17 protein-coding genes are annotated in these 21,213 nt (G+C 38.4%); 7 read left to right on the top strand and 10 right to left on the bottom strand.

What is annotated here, in order from left to right; translation table 11 throughout:
• Window positions 1-15 precede the first annotated feature (15 nt).
• Window positions 16-756, bottom strand: coding sequence for a TorF family putative porin (locus AC1M9D_RS07935; RefSeq protein WP_481611900.1), 741 nt, complete (start codon window positions 754-756; stop codon window positions 16-18).
• Between the two features lie 688 nt (window positions 757-1,444).
• Here AC1M9D_RS07935 and AC1M9D_RS07930 point away from each other — a divergent pair.
• A complete protein-coding gene (locus AC1M9D_RS07930) occupies window positions 1,445-2,767 on the top strand; it encodes an OprD family outer membrane porin (protein ID WP_481611899.1) in 1,323 nt (440 codons plus the stop codon).
• A gap of 101 nt (window positions 2,768-2,868) precedes the next feature.
• Here the strand turns inward: AC1M9D_RS07930 and ppa are convergent, their stop codons facing one another.
• Window positions 2,869-3,405, bottom strand: a complete 537-nt coding sequence (gene ppa / locus AC1M9D_RS07925; protein ID WP_005233448.1) for an inorganic diphosphatase — start codon at window positions 3,403-3,405, stop codon at window positions 2,869-2,871.
• Window positions 3,406-3,526: 121 nt separating this feature from the next.
• Window positions 3,527-3,925 carry an MAPEG family protein gene (locus AC1M9D_RS07920; protein WP_035268067.1) on the bottom strand — a complete coding sequence of 133 codons (399 nt, stop codon included), beginning with the start codon at window positions 3,923-3,925 and terminating at the stop codon, window positions 3,527-3,529.
• 100 nt (window positions 3,926-4,025) lie between these two features.
• On the opposite strand from AC1M9D_RS07920, the gene AC1M9D_RS07915 reads away from it, so the two are divergent.
• Window positions 4,026-4,409, top strand: a complete 384-nt coding sequence (locus AC1M9D_RS07915; protein WP_481611898.1) for a hypothetical protein — start codon at window positions 4,026-4,028, stop codon at window positions 4,407-4,409.
• A gap of 38 nt (window positions 4,410-4,447) precedes the next feature.
• On the opposite strand, the gene AC1M9D_RS07910 is transcribed toward AC1M9D_RS07915, so the two are convergent.
• Both AC1M9D_RS07910 and parC read right to left on the bottom strand, forming a co-directional pair.
• Window positions 4,448-6,121, bottom strand: a complete 1,674-nt coding sequence (locus AC1M9D_RS07910; RefSeq protein ID WP_035268112.1) for a long-chain-fatty-acid--CoA ligase — start codon at window positions 6,119-6,121, stop codon at window positions 4,448-4,450.
• Between the two features lie 150 nt (window positions 6,122-6,271).
• Window positions 6,272-8,488: a DNA topoisomerase IV subunit A gene (gene parC / locus AC1M9D_RS07905; RefSeq protein ID WP_180028852.1), complete on the bottom strand. Its 2,217-nt coding sequence runs from the start codon at window positions 8,486-8,488 to the stop codon at window positions 6,272-6,274.
• A gap of 244 nt (window positions 8,489-8,732) precedes the next feature.
• On the opposite strand from parC, the gene AC1M9D_RS07900 reads away from it, so the two are divergent.
• The gene (locus AC1M9D_RS07900; protein WP_092767373.1) at window positions 8,733-10,463 is read left to right on the top strand and encodes a hypothetical protein; all 1,731 of its coding nucleotides are present in this window, start codon (window positions 8,733-8,735) and stop codon (window positions 10,461-10,463) included.
• Window positions 10,464-10,497: 34 nt separating this feature from the next.
• Here AC1M9D_RS07900 and niaP read toward each other — a convergent pair whose 3' ends face one another.
• The 4 genes from niaP to AC1M9D_RS07880 all read right to left on the bottom strand — a co-directional run bounded on the left by niaP (window position 10,498) and on the right by AC1M9D_RS07880 (window position 14,774).
• Window positions 10,498-11,817 carry a niacin transporter NiaP gene (gene niaP / locus AC1M9D_RS07895; RefSeq protein WP_481611897.1) on the bottom strand — a complete coding sequence of 440 codons (1,320 nt, stop codon included), beginning with the start codon at window positions 11,815-11,817 and terminating at the stop codon, window positions 10,498-10,500.
• Between the two features lie 143 nt (window positions 11,818-11,960).
• Window positions 11,961-12,605, bottom strand: a complete 645-nt coding sequence (locus tag AC1M9D_RS07890) for a trimeric intracellular cation channel family protein (RefSeq protein ID WP_035268119.1) — start codon at window positions 12,603-12,605, stop codon at window positions 11,961-11,963.
• 61 nt (window positions 12,606-12,666) lie between these two features.
• Complete coding sequence (locus AC1M9D_RS07885; protein WP_481611896.1) at window positions 12,667-13,134, bottom strand: YchJ family protein; 468 nt, start codon at window positions 13,132-13,134, stop codon at window positions 12,667-12,669.
• Window positions 13,135-13,187: 53 nt separating this feature from the next.
• Entirely contained in the window at window positions 13,188-14,774 is a 1,587-nt protein-coding gene (locus AC1M9D_RS07880) for a TerC family protein (RefSeq protein WP_092767379.1), read from the bottom strand.
• Window positions 14,775-15,123: 349 nt separating this feature from the next.
• Here AC1M9D_RS07880 and AC1M9D_RS07875 point away from each other — a divergent pair, with 349 nt between their 5' ends.
• Complete coding sequence (locus AC1M9D_RS07875) at window positions 15,124-15,750, top strand: LOG family protein (RefSeq protein WP_092767382.1); 627 nt, start codon at window positions 15,124-15,126, stop codon at window positions 15,748-15,750.
• An 89-nt stretch (window positions 15,751-15,839) separates the two neighbouring features.
• Here AC1M9D_RS07875 and AC1M9D_RS07870 read toward each other — a convergent pair whose 3' ends face one another.
• A complete protein-coding gene (locus AC1M9D_RS07870; RefSeq protein ID WP_481611895.1) occupies window positions 15,840-17,681 on the bottom strand; it encodes a choice-of-anchor I family protein in 1,842 nt (613 codons plus the stop codon).
• 163 nt (window positions 17,682-17,844) lie between these two features.
• Between AC1M9D_RS07870 and mdtD the strand changes: the two genes are divergently transcribed.
• The 3 genes from mdtD (at window position 17,845) to AC1M9D_RS07855 (ending at window position 21,199) form a co-directional block, all read left to right on the top strand.
• A complete protein-coding gene (gene mdtD / locus AC1M9D_RS07865) occupies window positions 17,845-19,236 on the top strand; it encodes a multidrug transporter subunit MdtD (RefSeq protein WP_481611894.1) in 1,392 nt (463 codons plus the stop codon).
• 88 nt (window positions 19,237-19,324) lie between these two features.
• Complete coding sequence (locus AC1M9D_RS07860) at window positions 19,325-20,089, top strand: glycoside hydrolase family 25 protein (RefSeq protein ID WP_481611893.1); 765 nt, start codon at window positions 19,325-19,327, stop codon at window positions 20,087-20,089.
• A gap of 99 nt (window positions 20,090-20,188) precedes the next feature.
• Complete coding sequence (locus AC1M9D_RS07855) at window positions 20,189-21,199, top strand: MBL fold metallo-hydrolase (RefSeq protein ID WP_481611892.1); 1,011 nt, start codon at window positions 20,189-20,191, stop codon at window positions 21,197-21,199.
• Window positions 21,200-21,213: the final 14 nt, after the last annotated feature.

Here is a 21,213-nt window from a genome sequence, read left to right as displayed (position 1 = left end):
TTATTTGAGTTGAGTTTAGAAGCTATAACCCAATGCTAATACCATTTTATTCTTAAAATTGTTTCCATAACGATCATCACCACCAATAATATAATTCATGCTTGCTGTGACACCTGTTTCCCCTAAAGCTTTACTTAGACCAATATCAAAGTGACGGAAATTAAAACTTTCTGACTCTGGTGTTTCTGCAACATACTTACCGTCTTTTTCATAAACATATAAACCCAAAGCTGTGTCCAAGCTAAAATCGTTTGGTAGAGGATAACTATATGTAGCTTTTAAATATGTGTCTCCAGCGTTCCCCCAACCTGTATCTTCCAACAAAGTTTGAGCAGTTACTCCAACATCTTTGTAATTCAGACCAAGTAATAATTCAAAGCCATCATAAACTGACGTTTCAACGTCATAATAATAGTAATAAGTTGTACCTACAGTAAAACCAGTGTTTTCATTGATTGAACCGTTGTAACCCACATAAAAATTATTTTCCATTGGATTGGTAGTACCGTAAGCATCTGTACCTAACGTAGATGTCCACCACCCTGCGTACAATCCAGAACTATGGCTATAGTCTAATCCACCTTGTAATGTAGCTTCAGTATTTTCAGGAGCTGCCGTATTACCACGCAATATATAACTTGATAAAACACTGATATTACCTGATACAGAATGCGGTGAAGTTGGTACCTCAGCAAAACTAAATGTTGATGCAGATGCTACAACTGCTAGACCCAATGCTTGAATTGCTAATTTCATATTTATGTTCCCCCACATCATGGTTAGATGCTTTTTCGGTTTATTCGTTGAACTCATATGTGAATTAGCAATAGCTATGCCAAAGTTAAAGGTGTTTAGATAAAAAAGGAATATAAACAACGAGATAAAATAATTTAAATTAATGATTTTATTATTATATTTATTTAAATTTCTTATTTTAAAAATATTCAAAGCAATTTTTTTTGACGATCCACTTGAGTTAAAGGCATATCTTTTTAGATTACACATTCATTTACAAGATGCATCATTTTAAGGCTATTTTTTAAACAAATTTAAAATTGGAGTATCAATTTAGTGCGGCATGAAAAGCCAATGATGTCTGAACCACATTAAAATTAAATGAAAATGAACTGAATAAATATCATTCTTATTTAAAATCCTTTATTCATCCTTATTTACTTCTGATGTTACAAAAAAAAACGTGCCAGATTGACTAAATTAAATAAAAAAAAGAATATCAGGTTAAAAATAAATATATGTTATTAATAGTTAAATTTAATTTTATAATAATTTTAATCTTTAATAATTCACAACTTAGTTTAATTTATATACTTTTTGCTTATGACTTTAGGTGCGAAATTGTGAATAATAGAGCCAATTTTGTTATACATTACGTATACAAATACTAAACATTAACCATAATCATTTTGTATGAGGCTCTCTCCCAATGCAAAAATTCCAAAAACTAAGCTTAGCAGTTCTTATTCAAACTGCTTTAATTTCTACTGCATTTGCGAGTGAGCAAAGTGAATCAAAGGGATTCGTAGAAGATGCTGAAGGATCAGTATTATTCCGTACAGGTTTCTTGCATCGTGATAAAAAGAACGGTGTCGAAGATACCAGCTCAGCAGCTCAAACAGCCATGGTTAAAATTGAGTCTGGTTTCACGAAAGGTATCGTTGGTTTCGGTGTTGGTGTTATTGGTGATGCTTCTTTCAAAATAGGAAAAAATGGTCACACAGGCAATCAAATGATTCCTGTTAAAGATCAGTTAAATTCAGATGGCACTAAAGATGCATATGATCACTGGGCTAGAGGTGGTGCATTTATAAAAGCTAGAGTATCAAACACTACTGCAACTTACGGCACTCAAGTTTCTGAAATTCCTGTAATCGCAAGTAATACAGCACGTTTAACTCCTGAATATTACACCGGTCTCTCCATCGTTAGTAACGAAATTGAAAACTTAAGTTTATATGCTGGAAAATTTACAAAAAATCAGTGGTCTAACGAGATTAGTTCTGATGAACAAGAATTAGATCGTGCAGTCTATTGGGGCGCTAAATATAAGTTTAATGATCAACTAAATACTTCGTATTATGGCGTTGATGTTAAAAATAAATTAGACCGCCATTATGCGAATATAAGCTATACCCAACCTTTAAAAAATGATTCATCACTAGTTTTCGATGCTATGGGATATCATACTAAATGGGCTGCTCAAGCAGCTACTGGATCACATTTAACCAATGATCTAAAAGATCGTCAAAATACAATTTGGGGTGTCTCAGCTACTTACAGTAAAGATGTTCACAATGTCATGATAGCTTATCAAGACAATGCTGGAAACACAGGCTATGACTATGCTTATAACAAAGATGGCTTACAAAGTATTTGGGTTCCTAACTCGTATTTATCTGACTTTAATAGTAATGATGAGAAATCTATAGGTCTTCAATATAACTACAATTTCAAAAATCATGGTTTAGCTGGTCTGAATTGGACGACTGCTTTTGTGTATGGTTGGGACATTGATTTAGCCGATCGAGATAACCGTACTCAAATTATCGATCAAGCTGAGGAACATGAATTCTTCAATCAAATTGAATATACCATCCAAACAGGTGCTTTGAAAGATGCTAGTTTACGTTTGCGTCATTCATACTTGCGTGGCAGTGACTCATTTAATAACCCTAATTTCACAAGTGAAGGAATTGGGGACACCAACGAATGGCGTATTTGGTTAGACATCCCAGTGAAATTATTCTAATTTTCAACTAAAAAGATCAATAAAAAAACCTGCGCTTTGTGCAGGTTTTTTATAAAAGCTACAAGATCAAAGTTTGTAGCTTTATTTATACATCAGGCAAATTATTTGTTTGCTTCTGCATAAGCAGCAATTGAGCTTAACACTTCTTGTTTAGCAACATCTGCACCTTCCCAACCACTTAACTTGACCCACTTACCTGGCTCTAAGTCTTTGTAGTGTTGGAAGAAATGTTCAATTTGACTAATCAATAAAGGAGGAAGGTCAGTATATTCTTGAACATCTTTATAGATTGGCGTTAATTTATCGTGTGGTACAGCGACAAGTTTCGCATCAACACCACCATCATCTTCCATATTTAATTTACCCACTGGACGGCAACGGATAACCGAACCTGGTTCTACAGGATGTGGAGTAACAACTAATACGTCTAATGGATCGCCATCAAGAGATAATGTATTTGGTACATAACCGTAGTTTGCTGGGTAGAACATTGCAGTACCCATGAAACGATCTACGAAAAGTGCATCTGAATCTTTATCAATTTCATATTTAATTGGTGCTGCATTTGCAGGGATTTCGATAATTACATAGATATCGTTTGGTGCATCTTTACCTGCAGGGATATTACTGTAGCTCATAGCAAACTCTTTACTGTCAGTGTTCATTAAAATGGGGTTGATTATAACGCTTTATTCAGCAATCATCATTCGATTATACAAGCTGAAGATGTATTTTAGGTATGGTGTTAGTCTGTTTTTCTTAGAGCAATCGAATAATTAATAAAAGCAATAAGATCGGACAAAGCATTGATAAGAACCAAACAATTGATCTAAGGGTCGCCCAATTACATAAATAACAAATCCCATAGATGATTCGTAAGACGATATACGCCGAACCTAATAGAATCACCAATTGTTGTTGAACAACCATATACTCAGCCATCAAAACTGCCGCAATAAATAATGGCAAACTTTCAAAGCTATTTTGCTGAGCAGCATTCGCTCGAGCCGCTAAGCCTGTGGTTTTAGACATGAATTCACGCGGATTTTGATTATCCTGCCCTTTGAAACCACCTGCAATTTTAGCAATGACTGTAAATAAATAAGGGAGTAAACAAGCAATTAAAATAAGGTAAATAACACCTTCAATACCGTGCATGGATTTCAGTCCAATGATTTAAGCTGGTTTTATCTTAGCATGATGTTTGTGCGATAATTTTAGTTAAATTATTTTGTTTATTAAAATTCTGAGTAATGGCATGACCAATTCTGACCAAAAAAAGTTATTTGATGTTCTCGAGTTACAAAAGCAACATCAAAAACGTGTCGATCGTGTGCTTTATATCGTTCTTCCGATTATGGCTTTCTTGATCAGCGTAATTTGTGCCAATATGAATTGGCAATCGACTCTCGGCACATTGCTGGTTCTCAGCATCGCCTTTATCGCGGTAGGTATTAAACGAGCAAATAAATGGATCTGGCTGAGCATTATTTCAGTATATAGCTTAGTTGATATTTACTTCAGTTATTCAGGACAGTTACCGAGTTCTGCTGTAGGACGTCATTTAGGTACAATGCTGACATTCACATTTATTATTGCAACAGCGCGACCTTATATCGACCGTTGGCTAATGAAAGAATAAAATAAAAAAAGCGCCTTACGGCGCTTTTTTTATTTGAATTATTTGCGTAAATCTTTACGAAGGATTTTACCGACATTCGATTTTGGCAATTCATCCATGAATTCAACATAACGAGGACGCTTATATCCTGTTAAGTTTTCTTTCGCAAAAGCTAATACTTCTTCTGTTGTTAGTGATGGATCTTTCTTCACAACAAACAACTTAGGCACTTCACCTGATTTTTCATCAGCCACACCAATCGCTGCAACCTCGAGTACTTTAGGATGTGTTGCAATCACTTCCTCGATTTCAGATGGGTATACGTTAAAGCCTGATACCAAGATCATATCTTTCTTACGATCAACAATCTTGAAGTATCCACGAGCATCCATGATACCGATATCACCAGTACGGAAGAAACCATCTGCGGTCATCACCTTAGCTGTTTCGTCTGGTCGGTTCCAATAGCCTTTCATGACTTGAGGACCACGGATTGAAATCTCACCTTGCTCACCTTGTGGAACTTCATTGCCATCGTCATCCAAGACAGCGACATCCGTTAAAGGTAATGGGATACCAATCGTACCGCTAAACTCTTCAGATGCCGGTGGGTTTGCCGTTGCAATAGGTGAAGTTTCAGAAAGACCATAGCCTTCAATAATATTTGTACCTGTGATTTTTTTCCAAGCTGCAGCAGTTGAAGGCAATACAGCCATACCACCACCCATCGCCATTTTTAATTTGCTATGGTCAAGTTGTTTGAATTCTTCATTATGAACGAGTGCGTTGAATAAAGTATTCACTGCTGGGAAAAAACCAGGCTGATATTTGCGTAGCTCTTTAATGACTGCAGGGAGATCACGAGGGTTAGGAATCAGTACGTTTGCTTGACCCTTGTACATACCATAAAGTGCACAAACCATGAATGCAAAGATATGATATAGCGGTAATGCACAGAAAATGCGATCGTCGCTCGCACCATCTTGAGCACCAAATTTAGATTGGAAAATACCATCTGCTTGCATTAAGTTTGCCACAAGGTTGCGATGTGTTAATTCCGCACCTTTTGATACGCCTGTTGTACCACCTGTATATTGCAATACAGCAGTGTCGCTCAACGTTGTTGCTGGACGCTTATAATGTGCAGAACTGCCTTTAGACATCGCAGTCGTGAATTTCACATGTCCTGGGATACTCCAAGCTGGAATTTGCTTACGCACTTTACGTAAAACAAAATTCACGAGTGTACCTTTTAAGGTACCTAACATATCACCTACTGTCGCCACGATCACATGCTTAACTGGCGTTTTACCAAGAATTGATTGATAAACAGAAGCGAAGTTTTCAATAATCACAAGCGCTTCAGTGCCTGAGTCATTCAGTTGATGCTCAAGTTCACGAGCTGTGTAAAGTGGGTTCACGTTGACAAGAACTAAGCCCGCACGGAATACACCAAGTGCCACCACTGGATATTGCAGTACGTTTGGCATCATGACTGCTACGCGAGAACCTTTTGCTAAACCAAGGCTTTGAAGATAGGCTGCAAATTGACGGCTCGCCGTATCAAGTTCATTGAACGTTAATGTTTTATCCATAAAGATAAAAGCATCACGCGAACCAAATTTCTGGAAGTTTCTCTCAAAAATATCAACAAGAGAGGTATTTTCTGGTGGTAATTCTACTGTTTGTGGAATTCCAGTTTTTTGGTATTCAGCGAACCAAATCTTTTCCATAATGCCATATTCTCCAATTAGTAATACTTGGTTTTAAACTCTTATTTTCGATAATGTATTGAGCATCTTATTTAATTTATTGCTCAATAAAGCATCCATAGCCATAAATACATTTCATATATAACGTATTTTGTCGACTAGATGCTAGCTTTATCTTTGAATGAAGAGTTTATTTGCTTTTTGATAACCTCGTGGTAATACCTGCCCTTTTGAAGCACGTTTACCGATGTATTTCAGCAGATCATCACCTTTTAATTTCAATTGTTGTTGTCCAGCAACGACCTGAAGCACATCATCCAAGTTAAGTGTTGTCATAGACACAATGCGTTCCTTTGCATCCAACTGCATCAATTTATTACCTTTTCCTTTATTGAGCATTGGTAATTCTGTCAGCTCTGTCAGTAATAATCGTCCAGAACTGCTGAGTACAGCGATATGTGTACCATCAATTTGTTGCAATGGCATTGCGCTTGCATCATCTGCAAGCGTTAAAAACGCTTTACCCGCTTTAGCATTGGTATCCAATTGTTTCGCTTGTGTTTTAAAACCATATCCTTTGGAGCTGATCGCTAATATTTCCACCTCATCTTCAGCAATCAGAATTTGTTGGAAATTTACTCCATTTGCTGGCGATAATTTCGAGCTTAATGGTTCACCTAAGCCGCGCGCTGAAGGTAATCCTGTAATTGGTAATGCGTAACTTCGACCAGATTGATCTAATACATACACTTTTTGATTGGATTTACCTTGTGCATGACTTAAATATTGATCTCCTGCACGGAAATTGACTTTATCTAGATCGATCTCATGTCCTTTCGCACAACGAATCCAACCCGCTTCCGATAAAATGACAGTGACAGGATCAGCTGGCATCAAATCTTGTTCACTAATCGCGGTCGCTTCTTCACGCTGAACAATTGGAGATCGGCGATCATCACCAAACTTTTTCGCATCTTCTTTTAATTCTGAAATGATCAGATTTTTTAAAGATTCAGGATTCGCCAATTGCTCTCGAATCACGGCTGCTCGAGCTTCAAGCTCTTCTTGTTCACGGCGAATTTCCATTTCTTCGAGACGCGCCAAATGACGTAATTTAAGCTCTAGAATGGCTTCGGCTTGAATTTCATCAATACCGAAATGTGACATTAAGACTTCTTTCGGATGATCTTCCTCACGAATAATGCGAATTACCGTATCAATATCTAAATACGCAATTAAAAGTCCCGCCAGAATATGTAGACGTTTTTCAATTTTATTCAAATGGTATTGCAAACGTCTCGTCACAGTCGTTTTACGAATTTCAATCCATTCCAATAAAATACGACGGATTGATTTTACTTGTGGACGACCATCAGCACCAATCATGTTCATATTGACGCGGTAGCTCGACTCAAGATCGGTCGTGGCAAATAAATGGCTCATGACCGCATCTGCATCGATACGATTTGAACGCAAGACAATTACCAAACGTGTTGGACATTGATGATCTGATTCATCTCGTACATCACTTACCAACGGTAATTTTTTTGCCTGCATTTGATCAGCAATTTGACTGATAATTTTAGAGCCAGAAACCTGATATGGTAATTCACTGATGACAATTTCATTTTTTTCAACCGAATATACCGCACGCATGCGATAACTGCCGCGCCCAGTGCTTTGTAATTTCAGTAATTCATCAGCAGGTGTAATAATTTCTGCTTGAGTCGGTAAGTCTGGACCAGGAATATATTCAGCAACTTTTTCATCAGACAAATTCGGGTTACGAATCAGTGCAATGGTACCCTTAACAACTTCCCGTAAATTGTGTGGTGGAATATCTGTTGCCATTCCCACCGCAATTCCCGTCGTACCATTTAAAAGAATATTCGGTACGCGTGCTGGTAAATTTACAGGCTCTTTTAATGAACCATCAAAGTTATCTTGCCAGTCGACAGTTCCTTGACCTAACTCAGAGAGCAGGACTTCACTATATTGTGATAGTTTGGCCTCGGTATATCGCATTGCAGCAAACGACTTTGGATCATCTGGTGACCCCCAGTTGCCCTGCCCTTCAATAAATGGATAACGATAACTAAATGGCTGTGCCATTAAGACCATTGCTTCATAACAAGCAGAATCACCATGCGGATGATATTTACCTAAAACATCACCAACTGTACGTGCTGATTTTTTGGGTTTACCACTATGCTTTAGACCAAGCTCGCTCATCGCATATACGATACGGCGTTGTACAGGTTTTAATCCGTCACTAATATGAGGCAATGCACGATCCATAATCACGTACATCGCATAGTTTAGGTAAGCTTGTTCTGTAAATTCTGCTACAGAACGATTCTCTGTCGCTTGGTGCGCAAGGCTTGTCATTGAATCGTGAAATCCTAATGAATGAATAGTTTAAGGGTGTATGCTAGTCTCCCAAACTGCGAAGAACAAGCAAGGTTGGACACTTTGTAAAGATAAAATAACAAAAAAAAGGCCAGTTGGTTTTATTTCATTTTAAATTGGACTTTTTTCTTGTATCCAATTAATTATATTGAATATACAATAATCAAAACACAACTTTATAACGAATGCTTTTACATACGCTCATCGTATGAACGGAACAAACATGCATAATTACATTCCTTATGATCTTCGCTCAAAATTATTTCAAATTGACCCTAATCTAGATGTTCATTGGCAAACGCGTTTAAAAAATATTTTTAATAGTGTTCCCGCACCAATACAAGGTCTGATCCAGGAACAATTCCTGACTGCGAAGAATATTTACTGGGATCAACATCGACAATCATTCACTTTTAAGGGCATTGTTGGTCTTCAGGATTTAAGCAGTCATTTAATCTCACCGAAAATGCGAACTTTGGCTGAAAAGATCGCAGCCACTTTAGAAACGCTTAAATCATATCAAGACGTAATTAAAATCGCCGATTACTTAGAAACTGTACAAAATCAAATTGATCGTATTGAAACAGAAGAAGATCAAAGTTTTCTTAGAGACAAACAACTCCTACGAAAAACTTTTTTATATGATGCTGCAAATATCATCAAAACACTCGACTTAAATGTTCCTGATAATTGCCGACATTTAACAGCTGAAGAAATTCGTACTTTTATTCTTGAAGTTCATATTAAACATCAAATTTTAGGCTATTGGTTCAAAACCATCCTCCCGAGACAACTGAAGCAAATTAGCCATCCATTATTCCAAGACTTTATTATTCAAGAACAAAAAATTCGTGATTTTGATGTCATTGAAAGCAGTCAGTATTTATATCTGGTCGCGACCATTCATGACTTTAGACAGAACCCATATTCTATCCGCCGCTTTTTAATGGAAGAAAAGCTAGGTCTTGAAGATCGAGTTTACCTAAATGGCGTGGTGTTGGATAAGAAACGTTTAAATGATCCAAGTTATTTAGAACAATTTAAATGGCAAGTCAGTCGAATTATTACTATTCAACGACAGATCACGACTCCTATTTTGGATCTGATGGAAAAATTTCATAACGTCAATTTTGATCTGTTATTACCGTTACTCAAAAAACCGCTCGATGCCTCTGGATTTTCAGTCGAACAAGTCATTAACGAGCGCCTTTTAGATTTCGAAAAAGCTTTAACTCTTGAGATCTTGCAACCTTTCCAATATGCACTGCGTCATTCAATTCGTCACCCTGATGAGTTTGATTATTGTTTTATCAGTATGCATCGTCTGTTCTCTGATATTGCGAGTTTTTATAAAGACTTTTCAAGTGAACCCATTATCGCCTTCAATACTCAAGCTCAAATTTTCGAATATAAAATTTTATCCTATTTAAAATTGATGGAAAAAAGACGACATACTATTTTTGTGAGTTTAGATGCAGAGTCTTATGCGGCAAGTCATAGCAAATCTCAAGCAGCGATTGAGCAAGTTAAAACAATTATTGCCGATGCTCTAGACCAACATAAAGTCAATCAAATTGCTTTCAATCAGAAAAAAAGAGAACTCGAAAGCCAATCAAACAAAGGATTCTTTCAAAAAATGTTTGATAAAACTGAAAAGTTAAAATCGGATCTTGAAGCGCTTAAATTGGCTGGAATTAATAATCGACGAATTGCATATTTAGATCTCGTGAAAGTGCCCAAAAAACATGATGAAACGACGGTGTACCTTGAGTTTGAAAGTTTGATTTCAATTAATCAGACTGAGCGTCACTATGCTTTTGTCAATGGCGACAATGGGGTATCAGCTTTGCCTATTTTAATTCAACTCCCTGAAGATAAAGAAAAATTCAATCTCCAGCAAGTGTCGAACACATTACATTTTGACTTAACTAAAGCACGTCAAAAATGGGTCTAAAAAAGAGGAGCTTAGCTCCTCTTTTTTCACAGATTTACATCCCCATAGACTCAAGTGTCTTACCTTTGGTTTCCTCACCGAGCACCAAGATCACGGCTGCAACTGCCAATAATACAGCGGTAAACATCATAAATACTTGGCTAAATCCATTTGAAGCCACCATCATATGGGTAACCACTAAAGGTGCAACAATCCCACCAATACGCCCAATTGCTGCTGCCCAACCTGATCCGAAAGCACGAATATTTGCAGGATATTGTTCAGGCGTGTAGGTATATAAAACGCCCCATGCACCAAGATTAAAGAATGACATCAAGCATCCCCAGAACATGATCATCGCTACGGTATCAGCCTGCCCAAAGAAATATGCTGATACTGCACACATTGCAATAAAGCCTGAAAGCGTCGCTTTACGCCCTAACTTTTCAACGAGCCATGCCGCGACAATATAACCTGGCAATTGTGCTAAAATCATCCCGAGAACATATTCAAAAGACTGCACAATGGTATATCCCTCTTTGACTAAAAGACTTGGTAACCACGTAAAAATACCGTAATACGAATAAACAATCCCAAACCAAATTAACCACAGCATTAAACTGCGCTTAGCGAAACCGCTTGACCATAACTGACCAAAACTGACATTTGAATGTGTTGAAACTGGTTTCACTTCAATTTTGTCGATGACTTCAACACCACACTGCCGCTCGATTTTTTGTACAATCGCGTGCGCTTCATCAATACGACCTCGATTGATCAAGTAAGGAATAGATTCCGGAACTTTTTTTAGAATAACGAAGACATAAAGTGCAGGCAAACCACCCAATAAAAATGCAACATGCCAATCAAATTTAGGGATGACGAAATAAGAAACCAGTGCAGCACATAACCAGCCTAGCCCCCAGAAGCTTTCAAGTAACACAATAAAGCGACCACGAACATGGGCTGGAATGTATTCACTCACTAAAGTCACGGCAACTGGTAACTGTCCGCCTAAGCCTAAACCCACAATAAATCTAAAGATTAATAACCATGTTAAATTTGGTGCGAAAGCACAAAGGGCTGTTGCGATGCTATAAATGACCAAAGTTGTAGCAAATACTGCTTTACGCCCGATTCGATCTGCCAGTCCACCAGAGAACACCGCACCTATCACCATCCCCACAAAGCCTATGGATACAACCCAACCTTTTTCAGCAGGCGTCATTTGCCAGTCTTCAGCCATCTTCGCCAAGATAAAGGAAATTAGTCCAGTATCCATTGCATCAAACATCCAGCCTAATCCAATCACCCACAACAAAGTGTAGTGAAATTTACCAATAGGTAAACGCTGTATTCGTGAGATTAAATCCATAGCATGCTCTCTGTGAGGAGTGATTTAAATACAACCAATGACAATTGCTGTTTTCTCAACACTGCTTATTTTTATTTTCTAAAGAACCATATAAAAATGACCGATCACATTATCGGCCATTTTGAAAGATGAGTGTAAAAAGTTTAATTTACATCTTTTGATGACGCCGACTGTTCATCATCATCTTTATAAATAAATTTTGGCATTTCAAGGCCAAAGTAAATTGCGATACAACGCAATGTGAAACCAAAAACAAGAGTAGAAATAATGGTGATATCTTGTGAAAAACCGACTTCGATACAGCCCCAATAGAAAATGACCGCAACAAAAGAAATACTGGCATAAAGTTCGCGACGGAAGACTAAAGGCACATCGTTACATAAGATATCTCGTAAAATACCCCCTGAAACGCCTGTCAATACCCCTGCCACTGCACAAACCACGAAACCCTGTTCCATTTGAATCGCAATTTGACAACCAATAATGGTAAAACCTATCAGACCTAAGGCATCTAGAAGTAAGAATACCGAACGTAGATGTCGCATCCATTTTGCGATAAAAATCGTAAATAATGCTGCACAACATGTAAGTACTAGATATTCAGGATGTTTCACCCAAGTTAAAGGATAGTGCCCTAGCAAAACATCACGAACTGATCCTCCGCCCAAAGCAGTCACACAGGCAATAATAATGACACCAAACCAATCCATACTTCGTCGACCTGCAGACAAGGCGCCTGTCATCGCTTCCGCAGTAATCGCAATAATATAAATAACGGTGAGTAACATTGCCCTACTTCCAAATGAGGGTTTTTAATGCGCAATATTCTAAGTTAATTAAAAATTAATTCTAGAGAAATCGCGCACAACATTGCTTAAATTTTTTTCCTGATCCACAAATACAAGGCTGCTTCATCGTCACAGTTTGATCTGTCGTTGGGTCTAAAAAATACCACTGTCTATTGGTGAATACGAAATTTGAGGTTTCATGATGGAGATGTACCTGATCGACATGTTGGTAATGTGCTTTGAATTCAACTTGAGCATGGGTTTTATCCAGACGAGGTAAATGCTGAATAACCTCTAATTTTAACCACTGATTGCTCATCGCCCAATCCCGAATGGCAGCAATGTCTAAATGACTTTGCTGACCTGATGCTGTGGTACTCACAATATAGTCGATTTCATGTTTAGCGAATGCACTATAGCGAGAACGCATGAGCTGTTCAGCACTTTCTGCAACACGCTGACCACGATGTAAAGGTTCACAACAGTGTGTATAAATTCCATGCCCGCAAGGACAATTGAGTTCGGACATCAATATTCCAAAAAAATAGCACCTAATGAGATGCTATTTTAACTGAGTTTAAATCATTCTGATGGGTCTTGTTTTACGATGGGTACAATATGTACTTTTTCGATTTTATGACCATCCATTGTAACCACCTCAAATAGATACCCTTCTGCTTCAAAGGTTTCTCCATTTTCAGGTAAATGTCCTAAATGGAATAAGATATAACCAGACAGCGTAGAATACTGTTCTGACTCATCAACTAAATCACGATCAAGCAATAATGAAATATGACGAATATCAGTTGAACCCTCGAGCATGAGTGAACCATCCTCTAAGCTTTCAACTGCAGTTTCTATTTCATTTTCGTTCGGGAATTCACCCGCAATCGCTTCTAAAATATCAATCGGTGTTGCAATACCCTCAATGGAACCATATTCATTGAGCACAATCGCCATTTGTAAGGGTGCCTGACGCAATTGATCCATCACCATTAAGACTTGAGCGCTTTCATGGACAATGACAGGCTCTCGAATGTGTTTTTCGAAATTAAAATCGCCTGATTCAATATAGTCATTCAAAACGTTATGCGTGAGCACCACCCCAGCAATATTGTCCAGCTCGCCATGTGCAACGATCAAACGTGAATGTTTCATAGAAAGCACTTGATGTTTAATACTTTCAGGATCGTCATTTAAATCGATCCATTCGAGTTCTGGACGTGGGGTCATTAATGATTTGACTGGTCGCTCAGATAAACCTAATACTCCTTGCAACATCACGCTCTGGTATACCGCATTCTCATCCGAGAACATTTCCTCTACCAACGCTTGGGTAGCCAAGACATCATCTGTATTTGCCGATTGAGCATCTGCCGTTTTTGACTTACCACCCAGCATACGAATGACGGCAGAAGCTGTTTTAAAACGTAAATCAGTCGTTGTTACCGTTTTTTCTTGGTTGCGGCGCATCAATTGATTTAAAAACTCAATCAGGACAGAGAAACCAATTGCAGCGTATAGATAACCCTTCGGAATGTGGAAGCCTAGGCCTTCGACAACCAATGAGAAACCGATCATCATCAAGAAACATAGACACAGAATCACCACAGTTGGATGCTTATTCACAAAGTCCATGAGGGCTTTAGAGGCCCATAGCATGATTCCTATCGCAATAATTACGGCGATCATCATGACCGAAAGATCTTTGACCATACCGACTGCTGTAATCACACTGTCGAGTGAGAACACTGCATCCAATACCACGATCTGTACAATGACCATCCAAAATGCAGCATGAACAGGATTTTCTTCTTTAACATGAACTTTACTTTCTAGACGTTCATGTAGTTCTAAAGTTCCCTTCATTAACAAGAAAATACCGCCAAAAATCAAAATGAGATCTCGGGCTGAAAACGGATGATCAATGATATGGAATAATGGATTCGTTAACGTGATAATCCAAGCGATTGACGCCAAAAGTATTAGGCGCATGCCAAGCGCGAGCGTTAAGCCTAAAATTCTGGCTTTATTGCGTTGCTCAGGCGGCAGTTTTTCCGCCAAAATCGCGATAAAGACGAGATTATCAATCCCGAGAACAATTTCTAAAATAATTAAGGTTAAGAGTCCCACCCATGCGGAAGGATCAGACATCCATTCAAAAATCATGAGTTACACTCCCAAGTTTCAGGAAGATGGGATTCATTTAAACCAAAGTGATGAGGCAAAGTTATAAATGCAGTATTTAAATTTAGAAAATAAATAATATTTTGTTCTATTGAGCGATGTCGATCACTACTCATATTGATGTATTGGTTGCCGAACAGATTTTCAGTATAGAAAAGATTTTAGTGCAATTCACTATTTTTTCGTTGAATCAAGATTGACTTTATCAATCATTTTGGAATGAAACTACAAAATATTTCAAAAAAATCTTATTTATCTATACAGTTGTCACCTTTCTTGCTTAGATTAAACTGCATGATGAAGTTCATTTAAAAAAGGTGAGTAAATAAATATGAATACAAGCGTTCTTAATAACACCTTAGAGACCGATACATCAGTTAAATCAAAAGCAACTCAATGCCTTATTGCACTTTATTGTGGTTCTCGTTTTGGCAATAACCCTATTTACCAACAAAAAGCCATTGCTTTGGCTGAAAAAATTGCAAGGCAAGGATTTGGCATCGTATATGGCGGTGCAAGTATCGGATTAATGGGACAAGTCGCAGATACAGTCATTGAAAACCATGGTGAAGTTGTTGGTGTTATTCCTGAATTTATGCTTGATTACGAAGTTGCCCATAATCAGTTAACAGAACTTCACGTGGTGAGAACAATGCATGAACGCAAAGCCATGATGGCTGAACGTGCTAGTGCTTTTGTTGCGCTCCCGGGAGGTTTAGGCACATTTGAAGAAATCTTAGAAATCGCAACTTGGGGACAGTTAAATCAACACCAAAAACCAATGATTATTTATAACGTCAATGGATTCTATAATGCCTTGATTGCACAACTCGATCACGCAGTAGAAGAAGGTTTTCTACCTGCTCAACATCGTGCAAAAATCATCGTATGCGAGCATTCACATCAAATCATCAATGCCATCGCAAACTTGAAATGCCCTGAACAATTCGTGGTCTAAATTCAACAAGACTTTAAAGCATTACGCATGACGAGTAAAAAATAAAAGAGCCATATGGCTCTTTTATCATACATCTACACGATCAGGCTCTATTTCAACGTGATCTGGTACGTTGCTGTAGTACCACTGACTTCATTCCCTACAATCAGTAAAGGCATACCCGTTGGAGATTCTTTTGCTGAAACAAAGGTTAATCCTTCAGGACCTAAGTCTCCTGCCTGACCTGCCTCGATATCGGCAGTGGTTGCATCAAGTTTTCGTGAATGAATATATTGCACAAATTGGGGTTGGGCAGGATTGGAGATGTCATATACCATCACGCCTCCAGCTCGTTCTAAACCAATAAATGCATAAGTTTTCTGACCGATTTGACCTATCACCACGCCTTCTGGCTCTGGGCCTTTATTGTCACTACGATTATCGATCCCTGCTTCTTCATGGTTTGCATTAAAGATCTCAGGATGGTGCTGAGCAATATATTGTTCAAAATCATCACCCGAATCCCAAACCAGCTCTAATCCTGTTTGTGCATCATTTTCTGTCCAAATACTGACAGATCGTGCCCCGAAGCTATATAAATGATCATAAACCAAATTGCCTCGAGCATTGAGTTTAGGTGTGCCATTAGTATTCTTTTGATAACCTTCAGTCCAAGTGATATTCAAACGACCAAGCATCTTGTCTTCACGGCATCCTTTAGCATCTCCATCGATCGCTCCACAATATGCAAAATGCAGAGGATTCAATTCAGCACCTTTCGCCAGTGCTCTTAATTGTGGTGGCAGATCTTCCCCTTGTCGTCTATCGAAACCATCTTTATGGACTAGATGCTTCACACGCCATTCTTCAACAAAACCCTTTTTAATATTACCTTGAGCACTCGGATTATCCTTTAATTTTTCTCCCCAATATTCAGGATCATCTTCACCCCAAGCACGAGCATCCCCTTCATTGGCAGTGACAATATACGTTTTACCATTGACTTCGTAACTTGAGATCGCATCTGGCATATATAAGCCACGAACATGCTGCCAAGTTTGAATATTGATCTTCGCAAGACCATTTTCACCATCGGCATCACTGACATCTAAACCATGACCTTGTAAGCCATGATCTTTAAAACCGAGCGGATAAACAGCCATGACTTTGGCATTTAAAACATCCACCTTAGCTAAGGCATTATTTTCCTGTAATGCGATCCATGCAATTTTGCCATCTGCGCTGAGTGTGATGTATTCAGGTTCAAAATCTTGCGCTACTGTTGCATTTGGACCATAAATTCGCACACCTTGATTACGTAATAGCTGTGCTTGACTGTTAAAGGCTTTGAAGTCAGCTGTTTTTGCAACTGGTTTGTTCAAATTTGAGAGATCAATGATTGAAATCGAACCTTCGGGATCAATCGCATAATCATGAGATGGCTCTCCTTCATTCGCCACCAATAAGGTTTTACCATCTGCACTAAAGGTCAGCATATCGGGTAGAGAACCCACTGGAACTTGGGCAATAAAGCTCGAATCATTGGCATTAAAAAGTGCCACGATTCCTGGATCTGTTTTATCTTTGGCTTGTACAGCCAAGGCAACAATTCCATTTTTTACAGCAACACTATTTACTTCTGAGTCTGTTAAATAAGATTTAGCATCTAAAGAGCCAATCCATTTAGGTTGCTGAGGTTGGCGATAATCAAAAATATCAACCATGCCTTCTTTTGCGTTTACAACAAACAATCTTTGGCTTTGTGCATCATAGGCAGGTATCTCTGCTGCGCTGACCGCAAAACCACGACTTTCTGTACGACTGAGATAGTTGAGTTCAATCGATTCAGGCGTAATATTTGGTACTGATGTGATATTGTTAGTATCATCATTACATGCCCCTAGCCCCAATGCACACATTGCGATCACAAGTGCGTTAGACTTTAGCTTCATTTTTTTAATCGTCTTATGATGTTGTTGGCAACACTCTATGACCATGCGATGACAATGCTGTGACCATTAGATTGCAATTTTGTTGCAAATCCTTCGTAAATAAACCACAAGTGATACTGAGAAACTGTTTTAAAATATTAACTTACTAATATGATCCTACAAGATGAGCAGCACAGCACACCAACCCTTACAGCCTGAGTTTAGATTATTGGTGTTTTTGGTTTCGATCGGCTTTTTTATGCAAGGTCTAGACACAACTATCATCAATACTGCGATTCCTGCAATCGCTCATCACCTCAATGAAGATCCTCTACACATGCATAGTGTCGTGGTGGCTTATGTATTGTCAGTCGCAGCCTGTATTCCACTCAGTGGTTGGCTGGCTGACCGATTTGGTGTCCGAAATGTTTATTTTTCTGCAATTATCATTTTCACTTTGGCATCGCTCGGATGTGCATTTTCTTCTAATTTAAATGAGCTTTTATTTTTCCGAGTGATTCAAGGGATTGGAGGTGCTTTACTGCTTCCAGTTGGGCGTCTTGCAATGTTGAAAATCATTCCTAGAACCCAATTCCTTGCAGCCATGTCTCTGATGAGTCTTGCAGGTCTGATTGGCCCCTTAATCGGTCCTACTCTTGGCGGATGGCTAGTGGAGTACGTGACTTGGGAGTGGATTTTCTTAATTAATATTCCTATTGGACTCATTGGAGTTTTTCTCACATTTAAAGCCATGCCAAATGTGACCGAGACCCATGTTGCTAAATTTGATTTTTTTGGCTTCTTGTTATTAGTCATCGCGATGGTTGGCTTAAGTTTAGGGATTGAAAATTTTGCTAGCCCCTATCTTCCACTATGGTGGAGTATTGTTCTTATTGTGTTTGGTTTATCTGCAAGTGCTTGGTACATGGTGCATGCCCATACCCACCAAAATGCTCTATTTCGTGGGAAACTATTCAAAAATCAAATTTTCGCGATTGGTATTGTAGGCAACTTTTTTGCCCGCTTAGGCGGCAATGCGATGCCTTTTCTTATCCCCTTAATGCTACAAGTTGCTTTTGGTTTTGAACCATTTATTACCGGTTTACTTATGATTCCAACGGTATTGGGTTCACTGGCATCAAAACCGATCATTCGCCAAATTATTCAACGATTTGGGTATCGTCGGGTGTTATTAGTCAATACCTGCCTTATTGGCTTATGTATTGCAAGTTTTGCCCTCACCTCAGCCGAAACACCTTTATGGCTAAGAACATTACATTTCTTCATTTTTGGTATGTTGAACTCACTGCAATTTGTTTCTATGAATACGCTAACCTTAAAGGATTTGCCTCAACAAGATGCTAGTAGTGGTAACAGTTTTCTCTCGATGATTATGATGGTATCCATGAGTATTGGTGTAGCGCTTGCAGGTACACTGGTTAATGTGTTCACCGCTTATCTTAGTACTGCACAAATGCAACAGGCCTTCCAATGGACCTTAATTTTAATGGGCTCAATTAATATTATTACCATGTTTATTTTTTGGAAAATTCCGAAAGAAATGGATGATGACTAATGAATATGGATTCTAGATACTGTCGCTACCATTTACGTTTATTCGCGTTATGATATTAATCATATTTCGCACCAATCTTTAAGTGCTCATGAATTCAAAAAATAAGCAGCATATCTATTCGCAGAAGATTATCTTGTGGACCTCCCTTTTAGGTGCAGCCCTGATCGCACTCATGGTCGGATTATTGAGCTTTTTCTTTTTGCCGTTTCAACCAGCAACAGCTCAAGAATATCCAATCAAAGGATTTGATGTCTCACATCATCAAAAAGAGATTCGCTGGTCGCAAATTCCAAAAAAGGAATATCAATTTGTCTACCTCAAAGCAACAGAAGGTGGCGACTTTAAAGATCGAAAATTTCAGGATTATTGGCTTAAAGCACGCGAGCATGGTTTTAAAGTCGGAGCGTATCATTTCTATCGACTTTGCCGTGATGGGAAAGTTCAGGCATTAAATTTCATTGACTCTGTGCCACGTAAAGAAGATGCCCTTCCCCCAGTCATTGATTTGGAATACGACAGCAATTGCATCAATACCTATAGCAAAGAACAACTGTTACATGAAATCGATGTTATGCACGATTTGCTGCATCAACATTATGGCAAACAACCTATCTTTTATGTTTCTAAAGCCTTCTATAACATCGTACTTGCTGGCGCTTTTACAGATACCCCACTCTGGGTACGTGAATACACCACTCAACCTGAATTAAAAGACAGTCCAGATTGGATCTTTTGGCAATACACCAATAAAGGCAAAATTAAGGGTATTTCTACACCAGTGGATTTGAATGTATTTAATGGCGATCAAAACGACTGGATAAAATTTCTAAAATTAAATCAAATTGAGCCATAAATCTTAAGGAGTCAGTACGTTACAACTAAAGTGATCTAACTAAAAAATAGAGTGCAACGGGGCTCAAGCAAGCGAGTTACGCTTTATAAGGATGACATGATGTCGCTTAAAAAAGGGATTTTAACGGTGATTGGTCTTTTGGCTGTCACGCTCATGGCTGCGTTTTTTTATTTATGGCAACCATCAGGAAAGCTCTCCGAATTTAATCAATGGAAGGCTAAAATAGACCAACCCGTCAGTGAAAAAAAATTAAATGTTCGCTTTTTTGGCGTTTCCACATTGCTATTTGATGATGGTAATTCACAAATTCTAATTGATGGTTTTTTTAGTCGACCGTCTCTCATGACTATTGCTTTACAACGCCTTTCCAGTGATCAAACACTGCTTCACAATATGATTCAGGACCATGAGCTTAAACGCCTCAAAGCCATATTGGTGACCCACAGTCACTATGATCATGCTTTGGATATCTCAGTACTCGGAAGTTCACTCCCCAAAACTCACATCATTGGTTCGTTGAGTACATTAAATATAGCACGAGGCGGCAAAGTGCCTGAGCATCAATTGAAACTGGCTGTGCCTTTTCAAGCACTACAATTGGGTGCATTTCGTATTACGCCTATTCCCTCACAACATACGCCACCTACAGCAGTGAACAATGATTTAGGTGAAGAGATTCTGCATCCACTGCCTCAGCCAGCACGTTTTTATGAGTTTAAAGAAGGCGGTAGCTTTGACTACTTGATTGAGCACAATAATCACAAAATTTTAGTTAAAGCCAGCACAGGTGCACTTCCTAATCAATTTCAGAAGTTAAATGTAGATGTCTTGTTTTTAGGAATTGCTCAGCTTTCAAAACAATCACCCGAGTTTCAACAACAGTATCTCGCTGAAACCATTGATCAGTTACAACCGAAAGAAGTCATACCAATTCATTGGGACAATTTCTTTAAACCACTTTCACAACCTTTAGAGTTTCTACCACGAATAGCAGATCATTCTCCGAAAAGCCTACAACTCGTGATTGATCATGCACAGCATCAAGGTCGAAAGGTGACTTTACTGACGGAGCCTTACGCATACCCAATAATCAGCTCAACGATGCCTTAATTATGGGTTAAAAT

Source organism: Acinetobacter sp. ANC_7682 (assembly GCF_056779795.1).
This window is presented reverse-complemented; position numbering and strand designations above follow the sequence as displayed.

Excerpts from the sequence above, each read along its gene's own strand:
- AC1M9D_RS07935 (WP_481611900.1), bottom strand. The coding sequence starts at position 756 with ATGAAATTAGCAATTCAAGCATTGGGTCTAGCAGTTGTAGCATCTGCA.
- AC1M9D_RS07855 (WP_481611892.1), top strand. The coding sequence starts at position 20,189 with ATGTCGCTTAAAAAAGGGATTTTAACGGTGATTGGTCTTTTGGCTGTC.
- AC1M9D_RS07880 (WP_092767379.1), bottom strand. The coding sequence starts at position 14,774 with ATGATTTTTGAATGGATGTCTGATCCTTCCGCATGGGTGGGACTCTTA.
- AC1M9D_RS07910 (WP_035268112.1), bottom strand. The coding sequence starts at position 6,121 with ATGGAAAAGATTTGGTTCGCTGAATACCAAAAAACTGGAATTCCACAA.
- niaP (WP_481611897.1), bottom strand. The coding sequence starts at position 11,817 with ATGGATTTAATCTCACGAATACAGCGTTTACCTATTGGTAAATTTCAC.
- AC1M9D_RS07875 (WP_092767382.1), top strand. The coding sequence starts at position 15,124 with ATGAATACAAGCGTTCTTAATAACACCTTAGAGACCGATACATCAGTT.
- AC1M9D_RS07870 (WP_481611895.1), bottom strand. The coding sequence starts at position 17,681 with ATGAAGCTAAAGTCTAACGCACTTGTGATCGCAATGTGTGCATTGGGG.
- AC1M9D_RS07920 (WP_035268067.1), bottom strand. The coding sequence starts at position 3,925 with ATGCACGGTATTGAAGGTGTTATTTACCTTATTTTAATTGCTTGTTTA.
- ppa (WP_005233448.1), bottom strand. The coding sequence starts at position 3,405 with ATGAGCTACAGTAATATCCCTGCAGGTAAAGATGCACCAAACGATATC.
- parC (WP_180028852.1), bottom strand. The coding sequence starts at position 8,488 with ATGACAAGCCTTGCGCACCAAGCGACAGAGAATCGTTCTGTAGCAGAA.
- AC1M9D_RS07915 (WP_481611898.1), top strand. The coding sequence starts at position 4,026 with ATGACCAATTCTGACCAAAAAAAGTTATTTGATGTTCTCGAGTTACAA.
- mdtD (WP_481611894.1), top strand. The coding sequence starts at position 17,845 with ATGAGCAGCACAGCACACCAACCCTTACAGCCTGAGTTTAGATTATTG.
- AC1M9D_RS07890 (WP_035268119.1), bottom strand. The coding sequence starts at position 12,605 with ATGTTACTCACCGTTATTTATATTATTGCGATTACTGCGGAAGCGATG.
- AC1M9D_RS07900 (WP_092767373.1), top strand. The coding sequence starts at position 8,733 with ATGCATAATTACATTCCTTATGATCTTCGCTCAAAATTATTTCAAATT.
- AC1M9D_RS07860 (WP_481611893.1), top strand. The coding sequence starts at position 19,325 with ATGAATTCAAAAAATAAGCAGCATATCTATTCGCAGAAGATTATCTTG.
- AC1M9D_RS07885 (WP_481611896.1), bottom strand. The coding sequence starts at position 13,134 with ATGTCCGAACTCAATTGTCCTTGCGGGCATGGAATTTATACACACTGT.
- AC1M9D_RS07930 (WP_481611899.1), top strand. The coding sequence starts at position 1,445 with ATGCAAAAATTCCAAAAACTAAGCTTAGCAGTTCTTATTCAAACTGCT.